The organism is Peptoniphilus grossensis, from assembly GCF_001940285.1.
Classification (GTDB): domain Bacteria; phylum Bacillota; class Clostridia; order Tissierellales; family Peptoniphilaceae; genus Peptoniphilus_A; species Peptoniphilus_A faecalis.
Genome location: NZ_MJIH01000001.1, coordinates 1,612,955 through 1,629,423, shown reverse-complemented (window position 1 = coordinate 1,629,423; position 16,469 = coordinate 1,612,955). Strand labels below are relative to the sequence as shown.

3 protein-coding genes are annotated in these 16,469 nt (G+C 34.9%); all 3 read right to left on the bottom strand.

Annotated elements, in window-relative coordinates:
* Nucleotides 1-15: 15 nt before the first annotated feature.
* Nucleotides 16-1,254: an MSCRAMM family protein gene (locus BIV18_RS07780; RefSeq protein WP_075660062.1), complete on the bottom strand. Its 1,239-nt coding sequence runs from the start codon at nucleotides 1,252-1,254 to the stop codon at nucleotides 16-18.
* 108 nt (nucleotides 1,255-1,362) lie between these two features.
* Complete coding sequence (locus BIV18_RS07775; RefSeq protein ID WP_075660061.1) at nucleotides 1,363-3,678, bottom strand: SpaA isopeptide-forming pilin-related protein; 2,316 nt, start codon at nucleotides 3,676-3,678, stop codon at nucleotides 1,363-1,365.
* A gap of 264 nt (nucleotides 3,679-3,942) precedes the next feature.
* Nucleotides 3,943-16,113 (bottom strand): SpaA isopeptide-forming pilin-related protein, encoded by a 12,171-nt coding sequence (locus BIV18_RS07770; protein ID WP_075660060.1) that lies wholly within the window; start codon nucleotides 16,111-16,113, stop codon nucleotides 3,943-3,945.
* Between the last annotated feature and the right edge of the window lie 356 nt (nucleotides 16,114-16,469).

The following is a 16,469-nucleotide window of genomic DNA, read 5'->3' as shown; positions in this document are numbered from 1 at the left end:
TCCAAGGAGCCTCAATTAATTTTTGTCCTTGATCATAAACCTGCCTAAACCAATCATTATAGCACCAGCGATGACAAGCACAATTAAAGTGATGTCGCCAGTCTTAGGAATAGGCGGTCTTTTAGTATTTTCAATAATTAGGACTTTCTCAGAAGAATTGTCGTCAATTTCAAATTTCAAACTGCCCTGTAAAAGAGTGTAGCCACTAGGAGCCTTAGTCTCCCAGATATAATAAGTTCCATAGGGAAGATCCTTCACAAAAAACTTGCCATCCTCGCCAGAGTTGAGGACTAGATCCTCGCCCTTGTGCTTTAGCCTTTGGTCTTTGCCATCAACTTGACGAGTGATTACAAACTCAGCACCAGGAAGCCCTTTCTCTTTAGACTCATCAGTCTTAAAAAAATTATAAGAGCCACGCTTCTTCTTGTTCACAACAGTAAGCCTTGCCTTTCCACCAGAAAATATTGAGAACTGGCTTTCTGGTGTTACAATTTCATAGCCCTTTGGCGCTTCGATTTCCTTGAAGAAATACACACCAGGTTCAAGACCCTTTATTAAAATATAACCCTCGTCATCAGTCTCAAAGACTTCTTCCACGCCCTTGTCATCCATGACAAAATTGCTAGTCCTTACTATCTCGCCATTATCACGAGTAAGTTGAAACTTAGCACCTTTAAGACCTCTGCCCTCATCATCAGTCTTAAAAAGTAAAACTGAATTAGGAGGAGTCGGCGGTTCATGAGGCGGATTTTCTGGCGGCACCTGTGGCGGATTGTGAGGTGGCTTGTGCGGTGGATTTTCTGGAGGATTTTCCCTTTCTCCCCACTTTAACTTAATAATATTTGTTTCCTCAGGAGAAAAAACCGCAGATTCAATAAAAGTTTTTCTATCCTTGCCTCCAAGCTCCCTAATATAATAAGTGCCAACTTCAAGGTCAAGAGTAACTTTGTAGTCGTCCTTCTCCTTAGGACTAATGACCCATTTGTCCCTTTTGTCAGCAAGTTGCTCATCAAGCTCCTCTTCACTTAACTTGTCTAAAATAGAAGCAAGTTTAGTCTTATCCATATTAGTATCAATAAATTTGTCGTTTATTTTCCAAATTCCTAGAGTCCTGCCTTCCAAATCCTCTCTAGTCAAAGTTTCCCTTGTGTTAATTTCGATGGTAACAGATGATGCTCCCAAAACATTGAGAGGTAGGAAGACCATAGTTACCATCATGTATAAAATTATTAAATCTTTAATTCTTTTCTTCATCTCTACCCCTCTATCATAATATGTAGAGGAAGGGGTTGCCCCCTCCCATAGATTTAAATAATTAAACCTCTTTGAGAAAAGTATCTCAAAATATCTTACTTAATAAGATTAAGCTTCTTCTCTGTTTCTCTTCATAGCAACAACAGCTGCAGCCATTAAACCAATACCAACAACAGTAAAGATTACAGTACCAATACCACCAGTTTGTGGAATTGTAACTTTCTTGTTGGCGATCTTCTTACCATAATCATCTGTTATTTCTGTTGTTGAAGTATATTCAAGTTCAGTTTCATCGTCTTTTGCACTCTTATATGTTCCGTTTTTTACATTAAAGTCAATTGGAGTTTTGTTTAAAGCATATCCTGCTGGAGCCTTAATTTCTTCTAATTGATAGTCTCCTGCTGATAAGCCAGTTACTTCAAATCCACCCTTAGAATCAGATACAAATACTACTGCATCGTCTTTGTCTCCCCAAGTGTATGCATTTGCAGCATCTTTGAAGGCTTTGTTGTAAGCTTTTTGAGCTTCGTCAATGGCGTTCTTTGCAGTTGTGCCTGCTTCTCCTGCTTGTTCTTCAGCTGAAAGCTTATTATAATTTTCTATTGCAGTGTCTAATGCAGTTTTCTTTGCTGTTAAATCAACTTTTTCAGCATCAGTTTGTGTAGAAGTTTTAGCTACTAAATATTTTCCATCGTTATCATCGCCTGTAATGTTGTTTTTAACAACGAATTCTGCACCTGCTAATCTCTTAGTTCCGTCTAATTGATCGTACTTAACGAATTTTCTTCCGTGGAATTCAACCTTTGGTTCAGTTGGTTTTAGTGTATCTGGATTAGACTTGTTGTCGATTCCAAGAGTTGAGCCATTAGGTGTATAAGTTGGGTCATATCCTACAACTGCTTCTCTTACAGTATATTGAGTGTTTTCTTTTAATCCAGTAAATTTACCTGAGTACCATTTAGCTCCTACTTCAAATTCGATTCCAGGACCTGCTACTATCTTACCAGTTGAGGTATTTGTTAAAGTTACAGATGCAACACCTTTTCCATTAGCATCTTCTACATAGTAAGTTACTTGACTTACAGTAGGTTCTGCTTTCGGATCTCCCCATGTCTTGTTTACTGTAATAGATTTATCTGTTCCAGTAGTTACTTTACCACCACCATTAGGTTCACCTGGCGTGTAAGTGATACTGTTTGTTTGTGGCTTATCTACAACTGTATCTTTGTTAACAGTTGCTGAATATTTAAAGTGGAATGTTACTGGACCACGTTTTAAATATTCTACTAAAGTATCAGTAACTTGGTCTTTTGTTACTTTGACATCAAAACCGTTATCTCTTTCAGTTACATATGTTGTTTTATTTGCTGAACTAATAAATGGTTGTTTTGTTTTTTGAGTTGAACCATCAGCATCAATGTAATCAATTGTAACTTCAAGGTCTTTGTTATAAGTTAGTCCTTCGGACATAACATCTTGCCAAGAGAATGTTTCAAATTTGTAGTTTCTTGGGATTTCTGTTTTAGATTCATAAGGAACTTTTTTACCTAGTTCTGCAGATACAGTTTTCTTATCTGCTTCATATTTTGCATAATCAGCACCTAGGTCTGCTGCTGGTACTTCAGTTCCATTTTGATCATACCATTTTTTATTTATATCATCATATTGTGCATGGTTCTTATCGATTTTAACTTTATCTGTCTTTAAGTTCTTTGGATAGATGTATAAAGTCTTTAGATATTGTGTACCTGCTTTAATAGTATTTTCACCATCTACTACATCTTCAATATTAGTTAGTGGTAGTGTTAATCCAAATGGAACAGCAATTTGTCCTGTTACTTTGTCTGGAATTTTACTTTCGACAACCCAATAATAACCATCAGCTAGATTTACAGTAGCTTTACCGTCTGTACCAGTATCTGCAGTATGTCCATCTGTTAAACCAGTACCAGTTGCTAAATCAATTTTATTAGCTGCAATTGATGTCATATTAGTGTCAGCAGCGCTTGCAGTTAAACCATTAGCTCCATTATTTTTTAAAGCAGTCATTTGGTCAACAGTTTCAAATTTAGCTGAGTTAGCTTTTAAAAGTTCTAGGATTTTTTCATTTTCTACATCATTTTCTCCATTGATTTTGTAGAAAGTAAATTGAGCTCCTTGTAAAACTTCTACACCAGTTCCTAAATTAGTAATGTCAGCAATTTGTCCACCATTATGTTTCCAAGGTGCACCTGCTTTATAGCTTTCTTTTGTTACTAACTTGAAGATATTAACTTCAGTTGTATCTGGTTTAGTTTCTGAAAGTTGATCTTTTGAAAGTTCACCAGTTGGCTCTGTTACAGCCGCTAGTGCTGTTAGTGGAGAAAAAACTCCTACTAGCATCACTAATGCCATAATTAGTGAGAGAATTTTTTTCTTGTTCATAGTATAACTCCTTGTTTAAATTTTTATAATTATTTGCCTTGGCAAATTATTACCTTATCTAAATAGCCTCTTTGGCTATTATGGTCTTATAAAAGACTTTAACTTTTTCCTAACTTTTCAATCCTCTGTCTTACTTAATTTTTACAAAATATTAAAGACTATTGTATTGAGGGAGAACAGCTTTAAGCTTAACTGCTCTCCTATTCATTTTAAATATTAAAACATCGACTTCTCTACGGAGGTTTTCTCTTGTTGATCTTGAAACTAATCATCATAGTCCATACCTCTTTTTCTCTTGTAAATATAAGCCGCTGCACTCATTAAGATTAAGCCACTTATAGTAAAGATTAAAGTACCCATACCACCAGTTAGTGGATATTCTCCTTTATGGTTTTCAATCTCAAAACTATTATTGTCTACCTCAATCTTTCCATCTAACACTGCAAATTCCTTGACATAGTCTTTTGGTTTTATATATTTTTCCGGTGCTTTTATCTCTTTAAGGGCATAGTAACCGGAATCGTATAATTTGAATTTTACTTTTCCATCTGCTCCCGTTGTGAATTTGTCAACTTCAGTATACCCAGAAGGAGCTTTTTCATCTTTATTCAAGACTAATTTATTGTTATTCGCATCTTGGTATAATTTTATAAGTTCCTTTGAGTATTCTCCATTTTTGTCCTTCTTATACCAAACTTCAAACTCTGCACCTTCAAGAGCCTTTTTATCCTTTGCATCGACTTTTACAAATTCCACTTCTTGCTCTTTCTTGTTGGTTATAGTGATTGGCACAGCCCCTACTTCTTCATTAGTGCCCTTTCTTGTGATTTTTCCTTTTTCATCTACACTAAATTCTAGTAAAGGATCATTTTGTTTAACATATCCATCTGGAGTTATTGTTTCTATTAATTGATATTCACCCGGTTTTAGTTTAGTGAACTCAAAGCGTCCATCTTCACCAGTTGTCTTAGTTACCTCTCCATATCCGACAAAGTTTCCTTCGGCATTCTTCTTGTAAAGTGTGAAGCTTGCACCTTCTAATGCTTTGCCGTCTTGGTCAACTTTAATGAATTCAATTTTATTTTCAGGGTTAACTGCTTGGATATTTAACTCCGCTTTTGCACTGGCTTCATTTTCAAAAGTATAAACTTGGTCGTGTCTGTATACCATTATATATGCTCCATTAGTATACGTTAATTTCAGTTTACCATACCCTACATAAGCAGATTTATCATCTCCCGCTACCCTTCCTGTTACCTTGATAATTCCGGAATCGCCATTTGATAGTCCACCATTAAATGTCAAATCTACAGATTCATTTGCGTTTAAAAATGTTCTCGACGTTATAGTTGTAAAAGGCATAAGATTTGTGCTATTTTCATCTACTCCAAAGGACTTAGGCATATCTCTTTCCACATAATAGTTGTTTCTCAATGCACTATAACTAATTTTTAAATTTTCTATGTCTTGCTCTGATGAATAATTGAATTTAAATGTCCCAGTGTATTGTCTTTTCCTATTTACATAATAGTAGTGAACAAATTCTCCATTACTTGCCCTATAACTTACGATTTTTGATGCAAGATTTAAAGAATTATACCCATCACTATTTTCGGCATAGTTAAGGTCATAGACAACTCTTATATCGTGATATTTGCTAGTATCATCACCCACACCTAAACCAACTCTTTGTTCAGCTGATTCCTTCAAATTGTACAAGTCAATAAAGGCTGAAAGCTTATTGCTAAATTCTACTAACTGATAAGTGTTGGCATAGTCTGTAAATTTGTAGGTAATTGTTCCATTTTCTCTATCGTAATCTGCTTTGGCAATAGTTCCTACTCCATCTGCAAATATATCAAGACTTTCAACATTATCTTCAAGAATACCGTTAATATTAATGTTGTCGCTTAATTTTAATACGAAATAATCTCCCGGATTTATTTTCGTATTTGGAGCAAGCTTATAAGTGTTGTCAAATTCAAAACTTTCTCCTAAGTGTGGATGAATTTCTCCCTCTTGCTCCGGCTCATTATTTTCATTTTCAGGATTTACAACTTTCATATCAGATTTATCAAGAATTATTTTACTTGTTAAATCTACTCCCGTTCTTGAAATATCTCCTGCATAAGGGTCTAAGTCCTTGCCACCTACTGTGAAATGCCATACTTGGTCTGTATTGACATAGCCTTCAGGGGATTTTACTTCTTCCAGTTTGTAATTTCCTATATTTAGTCCTTCAAACTTCAAAGTTCCATCTTCGCCAACAGTTTTAGTTATAACTGTGTCATTCGATAAATTAGTTAACTTAAATGTTGCTCCAGGCAATTGATCCGTAGCACTTATTGTATTTCCATTTTGGTCTACCTTTTTGACAGTTATGCTACCTTTTCCCGGCTTTTCGTTTACAATCTTACCCATGTTTTTTGCAGTTGCACTTGTTACAAAGTCAACTAGCTTGCCATCTTTTTCAGATGTTGTTTTTTCAGGTACATATTGATAAACCCCATTAGCTTCGTCATATTCCAAGGATATATATCCGCTGGAATCTGGCACTATTTTTATTTGTTTTACGGGATACTCTTTTAACTTTCCTTCATTGTCCGTTACTACTATATTAAGATTTTTTAGTAGAACTTGTTCATTTGTATTAGGATTAATTACCTTAGTTTCTTCTATATTGATATTTTTTGCATCCACAGAGCTAATAGGTACTGTTTGCCCTTCTGAATTAATCATATTTAAATCAGAGAGTTCATACACTGTATCATTTTGAGAACCCGTAGGAAATTTGACTTTAATAGTTTTAATGTCAATTGTTTCGCCGGTCTCTGGATCTATAATTCTTCCAGAATTTTTGTTTATAGTTTCTATTGTAAAGTATAGCAATGGCCCTTCAATTGGGTTGTAACCTTCAGGTGCTTTAACTTCTATTAGTCTATAACGACCCGGTTTTAATCCTCTAAAACCGAAATATCCGTTGAAGGCAGATGCTATGCTTGAACCCGGCACATCAACATAGGTGTTCCCTACACTTTCTTGAAGTTTGAATACAGCTCCTTCAAGTCTTCTATTAGTAACTTCTTCACCAGTTAAAGATTCCTTTGGATCATCTCGACCGTGTTTTGAGAATGTGATGTTGTAAGTTTCTTTATCATTTCTTATATCCATGCCCTCTAATCCAATTGTATTGACTTTGCTTGATGAATATAACGGTTTTATATTGATGCTTGTAACAATGGAATCTTTATTATCATCTAATGCAGGATAAATCCTACCAGCTGTATATTTTTTGCCTCCTATATAAGCTTCCTTGCTTAATGCATTAATATATTTTTGACCGTCAGATTTGCTGTTTGCCCAATTGTCAGCGTATGCTTTTCCATATTGTTTTTCTAGCCATTGTCTAAGAGCTTCCATACCGCCTTGATAAGAACCCTTGTCAACAACCTTATAGGAAAACTTTGATTCTTCATAAACACGTTGTTGAAATTGCCTTGCACCGTCATAAAAGTCAATATTCATATTGATTTTCCCTAGATCTATGATGTTGTCATCATAGAATCCTTCGACATCTATATAGTAGACTCCCTTGTCAATATTTAATTGGTCTTCGTCAAATCCCCAGTCAAAAGGTCTCCACCTTGCAGTGTTAACCATGGACACGTCATTTCTGGATATATCATAGTACCTCAATATGTTGTCCAATTCACTATCGCTAGGGTTATCACTTAGTCCAGTTATTTTATATGTTGACCTATACGCAGTCTTCACACCTTGTTTTATAGTTTCAGGAGCTTCTCCCGGTCTTTCAAACTCTTCTCTTTTTATATCTGGTGTTATTTGAACATTTATCTTATCGCTTCCTGTATAAGCCCTAGTATCTATATATATTCTTTGAATATATGTCTTTGATTCCGGATTTATATAGGTCATCCTAGATGCATACTTAATTCCGCTAGGAGTTGTCGTTAAACCAGTTTTGCCGACATCTTTTGCCTTATCAGAATCTATAAAAGTATTCGGAGTGTCTTCCGGTCCCTTGTAGTCCGCCTTCAATTGACCGTTTTCTTCATATACGTGAATTTCCCAAGGAGCTTTGATCTTTTTATATCCTTGCGGAGATTGAGTTTCTTCCAATAGATAATAACCTGGTTGTAAAGTTATAGCTATATCTTTTCCTTCTGCATCTTTTTGTACTAGCAAACCATCTTCTCTAGATTCAGCATTTATAGGCGTGAAATTAGTGTCCTCTGTTTCATAATTTTCGTCAGTATACTTCTTTAAAGTAAATTCTCCACCTTGTAACGGATTGCCGTACATATCTCTCTTGTATACTTTGAGGTCAAGACCTGTTTGCTCATTCTTGATTAAAGCAAATCCACCAGTAGGTATTTCAACAGAACCTTCTGGAGGTGTCGTTCCAGGGTATTGTAATTGTGTAAAGGTAGCTGACACATTTACATTTGATGCTGGCATTGTAAACTTATACTGTCCACTTGCATCTACTGTTATCGCCACGCCATCCACTATTACACTTTCAACTTTATATCCTTCATCAGGAGTAACTGTAAGTATAACCTCTGCTCCTTCTGCTGCACTTGTAGTACTTGCAGAAACCTTGCCATGTTCTATACTGCCATCTATATTTATAGAATAATTTGTAGGTGGTATTGGTACAAAGTAAACATTGATACCTACATCAGATGCCGGCATTGTAAAGGTTACATTACCATTAACTATTGTTGTTCCCACAGGACCTGTTGTGCTATTTACTTCTACTTTTTCAAATTGATAACCTTCATTTGGGTTTAATGTAAGTGTAACAGTTTCTCCTGCCTTTATATTTTCACTTGGACTAGCTGTCACTGTTCCATTTTGTTGAACATTAATAATTGTTTTATAAGTTTTTTCTGGTATTTTTTCAAACTCCGCAGTGATAGTTACATTCGATTCTGGCATTGTAAATTGATTATTATTTACTTGAATAGTTCCACCATTGTCATCAGTTACTGTGAGAGCTTTTAATCTGTATCCTTCCTCCGGATTTGTATTTATCGTAACTGTTGCTCCCGCCTCAACATTTTGATTTGGGCTTGCACTAACTGAACCATTCCCCTTTGAAATAGCTATTACATCGTAGATTTCTTTGTTTATGTCATTTTCACTATTATAAGTTTCCTTTGCAAAAAATTGTTTCCAATTAGACGGGCGACCAACTCTTTCATAGAAATATCTCATTTCTAAGCCAATATTGGCACTTGCACCATATGACGAAATAATCTCTATCGCTATTTTTTGCTTTTCTATCGGGAAGTTTATAGTTTTTCCACCAAAATTATTATCATCAAAGGGACCATTGAATATCATATCAGAACCACTGCTAACCACATTATCTACTGTAGAAGAATCTGTTACTGGATATACCTTTATGTCCGCCCCATTCATATTTTGAATGTTTAACATAATAGGCGATGTTTTGTTCACTCTTCCGTCAATTAAGAATACTTGCTTAAATTGTTTTGTATCCTTGTTGATTGCTGTTATTTTTGTATCTATTTCTCCATAGCCAGAATCTTCGTGGTTTGCCATTGTAGACCTGTCAGGATCAACATCTTGCCAACCTACGCTAGCCCTAAATGCATATTCAATATAGCTTTCTCCTACTGGAATTCTCATAGCATCAAGCCTATCCAAGTTAGAAATTTCTAAATTAGAGTTTGGGTCATATCTTGAATAAATATTATTTCTTGCACTAGCTGCAAACATTATAGAATTTTCTACAAAGGCTTCTGAGTTTATATTGTCAGGGTTGTCGACTTTATAGTAGGCTTTTCCTTCCTTCGTAATTGTAACTGTCCAAGTTACATCTGTCTTTTTATAACCTGGTGCAGCCTTTTCTTCTGATAATTTATAAGTTCCCGGTCTTAATCCATCAAAATATATTATACCGTCCTCTCCCGTAGTCATAATTTTTTCTTCTTGACTTGGATTAGGTCCAGTAAGTTTGAAGGTAGCTCCCTCTATAACTTGATTTTCATCGACTTTTTTTACTTTTTTAAGATTAAATCCAAAAGTTTTAAACTCATTAGTTACATCGAGAGAGTCAGATGATACATAAGCCCCCTTGATATCCCCTTCTTGTACAACTGGCTCTGCAAGTTTTATTGTGTCTACTCTTTCATAATAGTCGCTCTTCCAATAAGTCGTGCCATTTTCCGTCCAGTCCATTCCAAGACCGACTCCGCCAGTTGCATCCTTATAGGAAACTTTTATATCCACAACTATTGGCTTATCCGTAGCAGGAAAATCTAATTTTAGACGTTGCGGTTCTCGTGGGTTGGTATTATCCGTACTTCTTCTCACGCTGTCCTTTATTTCTTCAGCTCCATACTCTGAAAGTCTTATATCTGAAATAACGCCTTCAACTGGTTTATTCAATTTGAATACTTGGTAGGTTTCATTTCCTGCATACCAATCCATGTTTGAGTAATTAGGTTTTTCTCTGTGAATTGTTGCTGTGGTTTCGCCAATTTGTGCTGATTCTGGATTTAATACAAATCTTTGAATGATATATTTTTCATCTTTATTTATTCCAACGATTCTAGTACCAAGTTTATAGGCTTCTGCTGAATTTCCCGTCCAACCTGTGTACCTATTGTCGTTTAAATTCCATCCGTCTAATGTTCTTTCCCTTACATTGACCCAATTTACTCCTCGTTGTTCTAAAATCGAATTTAATTCTGTTGGGCTTGCAGGTTCTCTGTAATTATAAACTTTCTTTTCTCCATTATTTATAACTAAAACCCATTTCTTGTCGAGCTTGTTGTAACCTTCAGGAGCTCGGGACTCTTCTAATATATATGTCCCGTCAGTTAAGGTGTTGTCAAATTTTACAACACCATTTTGGCCAGATTCTGCAATCTTTGAAAATGTACTATCGTCTGGTTTTGTAAGTTTAAATTCAGCCCCTGCAAGTGGCGTTCCCTTGGAATCTTTCTTATATACTACAAATTCCGTGCCCATTGGCTTATTGGTTACTTTCATGTTTATATCTGTGCCATGATACTCTTCATCAGCACCGAGAATTCCAACTTCTAGGATATGCACTTCGCCATTGTCATAAACTGTAACTGTCCATTTTTTCTCTGATTTTCTAAATTTATCTGGTGCAGTACTTTCTACTAGAGTGTATCTTCCCGGAGCGAGATCAGTAAAACTTACTATTCCATCGCTATCTGATGAGCGATAAATTGTATTTCCCTCTTCATCAGTCAGTGCGAAAACTGCTCCAGTAAGTTTTTCCTGCTTATTTCCCTCATTTAATTTAGTTATTTTAAAATGACCAGGAGTGTATTTTTTATTAATAAGACCTACTATTTCTTTAGAATATTGTGGTATTTCTCCACCAACTTGGTCTCCTGTACTCCAATTGTAATTAGCTGCACTGGCAAAGGCAGATCTAAGAGTCCCATTACCGCTATCCATTAGGAAGGCTCTCCAACTACTATTGAAGGCATCTAGGTCTGGAATTTTAAAAGTCTTTTCTATTACATAACCTTCTCCCCTACTTGAAATGTTAGGCATTACTATTTTTAGAGGAGTTTTCTGATTAATTACACCTGAAGTTTGTATTTGGCTTGGATCATAATCCAAAGTGAAGTTATTTGATCTATCGCTAATTCTTTCATTAGGATTTATAGGCATATGGTAAACTAGAAAGTACCTATAAGGGTCTTGTTCAGGCCTAATCCCAAAAGATAGAGGCATATTTTCATTTAATGCTTTCTCCTCTATTACTTTTCTATTTTTATCTGTGCGATAAATTTTTACATCTTCCAGTTCAAAGGAAGGACTTGTTCCATTAGCTCTCCAGTCATATACAGCATAATTACTTTGATAATTAGTAGAAAGCCAATTCCAAGTTACAGTTCTCTGTCCAAATCCAGTATCTCCCAATGCATTGTAATAGGATATTACTTTTAAATACCAATTGCCGTCGCTATCTTTATATACATCCCTAAAATAACTTGCTTGAGCAGGTGCTCCAAATTTTGTATCATAATAGCCGTAGTCTGCTTTAATCTCATTCGTTTTGCTTTGTTCTCCATCAACGCCTGTTACGCCCGGAGCTACTATATTTGTGAATTTATAAGTCCCATCTTGCTTTGCGTAAAATTTGCTAGGAATAATACCTCTTAAATCAATTGATATAGTTGCCGTTCCTCCACCTGACTTATCATTAAATACATAAGTCAAAAGGTTTGTGTCATAATTGAAGTATGGATCTGCAACGTAAACTCCACCTATTTTAATTTTTGGAAATTCCCCAAAATATTGTGTGAAATCAAGATTTGGGTCAAATTGAATTTCAAACCTTGTGCCCGGTGATGAATTATCCAAAGTTATATCTGCGTGATATTGTAATGATTCCAACTCGTAAGCTTCCCATACACCCGGTTTTCTCCCAATATCACCTGCCGTATTTTCTTGATAAGTGAGGTTTTGCTCTACAGATATTACTTTTGCACTTTTCTCATCATCCTGAATTTCTTCTGTTTTTTTATAGTAATCTTCGCCAAGAACTGGTGTACCTGAACCCTCCTTGAATTTAGGACTATATGTTACTTGTCCTTTATCGTCAACTGTTACTTCAAAGTAGACCTTTGACTTTTGATAGCCTTTCGGTGCACTTACTTCTTCTAATGTGTACACTCCTGAAGCATACTCTCCAAAATTCGCTACTCCATCTTCTCCCGTAACTTTATTTGCAATTATATTTCCATCCCTATCCTTTAACACAAATTCTGCTCCAGCCAGTTTTTGTCTTTCAGTTGAATTGTCGAATTTTGTTATAGATATTGGGCTTTTAGTAAATTCTTCATTTTTTATAGTTATGCTAGGCAAACCTTCTTCGCCGCTATTGCCTAAATTCACAATTTTTGAGATTTGAGCTTGATTTCCAGTATCCTTATCAGTTAACCATTCATAGGAAAGTGTAGTTGATTTATTGTCTCCAATATTAGCATTTACTTTTACCAAAAAGCCCCAGTCATTAGCAAATCTTTGTTGAGGAAAATAAATTTGATATCCTGTTTTTCCAGTATAGGCATCAGTTTTATTAGGTTTCCCTGTAATCATGTTGCTATTTGCTCTATTTATTAAATTTAAACCAAGGCTATTAATAACTGTATCTACAGTTTGTTTTTGCATTAAATCTTTTACATTATCTCTTTTATCTGGTGAAACATCATAAGCTGTTACATCAGTAATTTCTACTCCCGGTATGCTGATATTTAGCCTTGTATCTCTATCTGTTGAACCGCCTTGTTTCTTTGCATTAGCCTTTAAGAAAAGATAAAATTCTGCATTTCCATTTTCATCAACCTTGCCGTAATACATGGCATTCATGTAGTCTGGGTAGCCGCTATGTTCCACATATTCAGTTTTACCTGCTCCAAGTGAGAAATCTGCATTATTTCCCGATACGCTAATCTCTCCACTGTTGGATATATTTACAGTCTTTAAATCTTGGTCTATTTTATATCCATCTGCCGCTTTAGTTTCTTTTAATTGATAAGAACCTGAAGGTATATCTGTAAAAACAGCTTCTCCTTCTTCATTTGTCGTTACATCTATCCCAGTTCCTAATAATCTAAAAGTTACTCCTTTTATTTTTTTGTTTGGATCTTTGCTGTCAACTTTAACCACTTTAAAGGACGCCGTCTTTGCTTCAGTTTCTTCAATGGCTGAATTTTGAATATAATGAACTTTTTCATAGTTTTTGTAGTAATTTACATTTTCATAGTATCTGTATGTTCTGCCATTTATTGTTACTGGATTTGCATCGTATTCTTGTTTTACTCTGTGATCTATTAGATAGGCTTCTCCCAATGAGCTAATATTCCAATATTTTACATGGGGTATAGTTATTGTTCTTTCCTTTTCTCCATCTAATCCTTCACTAACTTTTATCTCGCCAAGGACATCTCCGTCATTTCCCACTGCTTTAAATGTTTCGCTAGGCATTGTCAGACCCTCTGGCAAGTTCCAAACTTGTTGGACGTAAAGATCTCTGTATTTTGAGATTTTAACTCCACTCACTTCGTAATCTTGATATGTTTCCGGAGATTGTAAGTCAGTAATAACTTTATATACTGCTATATTCCCTACCGCTTGGTTTCCACCTGGATTTGTTCCCTCTTGTGGAAAATCAGTAATAGTTTGTGTGCTTCCTATTTGAACCATTTGACCTTGGTCATTTAAACCGTATACTGCACTTTGTCCTTGAGCAATATTTTGATTATTTCCCAAGCTTCTAGTTTCTAATGGAAGAGTAACATTAGTATCTCCACTTGATACTCCGTCTGTAATAGTCCATGTTGCTTGTGAATTGGAATTGAACTTTCCTTCTATTGTAGTTCTATTATTTACACCAACACGAGTAGGAGTAAATTCTATTATTGAATCTTGGGTATATCCCTTGTCAAAAACTAATCTAATAGCTCCCGTCTTTCCCCTTCCCTGTTCATCAGTTTTATTTGTAAGAATTGTAGAAATATCTAACACATAGTTGCCTTGTTTATTTGTTACTTCTGTATAGAAATTATATACAAGATCTTGACCCTTTCCTTGAAAATCATGATGTTTAGAGTCAACTATTCCCAAAGCTCCATTAAGTTGGTCCTTTAGATCTACGCTTTGTCCATTGATTTTTACATCAGTAATTTCTCCAAGTCCTGAACCTTCAACAGTAGTCAAATTTAACTTATAGCCCAAGGCATCTCTTAAGTCTTGTGTTGCATTTACCCTAATTGTCCAATTGATACCTATCATTTCCCTGTTTTCTATGACAGGATTTCCAACTGCATCTAGGTTAATTTGATAATTTCCATTTTTATCGTCTATTATTTTAACAACATCATCACTACCTGGTTCTATTATTGTGTTAACTGTGTTTCCATTTTTGTCTACGACAACAGGTAGAAGTGCCTTTGGTGGTGTTACTCCAAGTCCTGAAATTTTATTGATAACTGTAAATCTTTCGTCTGGTGTAATTTTTCCAGTATTAAAACCTACATCGATATTCAAAGGAAGGCTAATATCTTCATTTATTTCTCTAACTATTTTGTATCTTATGGTATTAGAGGCTTCATCATATTGCGGAGTTGCTATTGTCTGCCCCTTGTAAACTATTGGTTTAAGGGTTGAGACATCTTTTACCATGAGTTTTTCGTCTAGATGAATGTCAAAGTATTTTCCTACTTGTATAGCTCCAAGTCTTGTAGATGTATCAAATCTAGTCCTTATAGTGAATTTTTTATCTTCTAGCGGACTCGGTTCAGCTCCAAAAGCTGCCCTTAATCTCATAAAACCAAAATTATTTTGAACAGTTGGCATTTCTGCTTTTTGAAGACCTGCGTCCATTTCTTCTTCTGTGAGTTCTCTGTCTTCTCTTAAGTAGTTTTCATAAAGGTCACTTATTTCTAAGCCAGCATTTTCTGCTTCATCCTTTTGAATCATGAATACTTTAGGGTCTAAGTTTTCGTAGCCATGTTCTTCTATGAATTCTTTAAAGGCTTCTGTGTTGTCTGCCATTAGTTTGGCTTGGTCTTCTCTTGATAAATTGTATTTATCTTCAAAGGTGTTAAGTAATGCTTGGATTTCTTCTAGGCCATTGTCTTTATTTTTAAGAGCTTTTTTAAGTTCTTTATCTGCTCTTTGTAAATCCGTCAAACCTAGACCTTCTTTTAATTTGTCTAGAAATCCCTTTTCTTCTTCGTCTTCAATTTGTTTTTCTTCTATTATGTCCTTTGATTTATTTGATTCTTCCAAGTTTAGGCTTTTTTCTGATTCTTTTGCTTGGTCTCTTAGACTTTTTTCTTTTAATTTTTCTTCTAATAGTTTTTCTAACTCAATTCTCTTTTCGTGAGCTTCTTTGTATTCCGCTTCCGCCTCAGATAATTCAGCTTCATTTGCTCTTGCTGCAGCTTCCCTTTTTGCCGCTTCAATTTTAAGAGCTTCTTCTTTTTCCTTTTCTAATCTAGCTTGTTCATCTTGTTTTTCTTGTTTTTCTTCTGCTGGATTATCTTCTTTTTCAGGAGTCTTTACATCTGTGCTTGTTTTTTCTGGACTTTTTTTGGCTGGTACTAATATTTCATAATCTTCTTTCTTCTTAGCCGGTTGCAAAAATCCATCAGATTTTTCATATTCAGTCCTAGAATCTTTTTTATTGTTGCTTTCTGTCTTATCTGTGGTAAAACTTTTCCCTGTGAATAAATCATCGGGCAGTTTTTGTTGATTTTCTGTGCTAGAATTTTGGACTTCTCCCTCGTCAAGTAGTCCTCTAGCAGCTACAGCTACTGGACTAAACACCTCCAAAATCATCAACAACGCCAATGTAAGGCAAATAATTTTTTTAAAAATTCTGTCCATTTCTTTGCTCCTCCTATTAATCAGTCTTAGCCTATACTAGGATTTATTTGATTCACTAGTAATGATGTACATATTATAAAATAATAATTATTTTTTATCAATAGTTTACTTAAAAAATAGTTTTTATATTATGCCTAAATCTACGCATTTGTTTGGCTTTTTTAAATTTTTTGATTTGTAAGCATGTGCTTTGTTGTATTGATTTTTTTGTGATACAAGTAAAATATCCCTATATTTAGCCATTTTGTTTTTTTATTTATTTTTAAAAAACTATATTTTATTTAAACTTCTTTATTTGTATGTTTTTTATTTTATACAATTTTTCTTTAAAAGAAAATTTTTTAAAGCCCTTTATT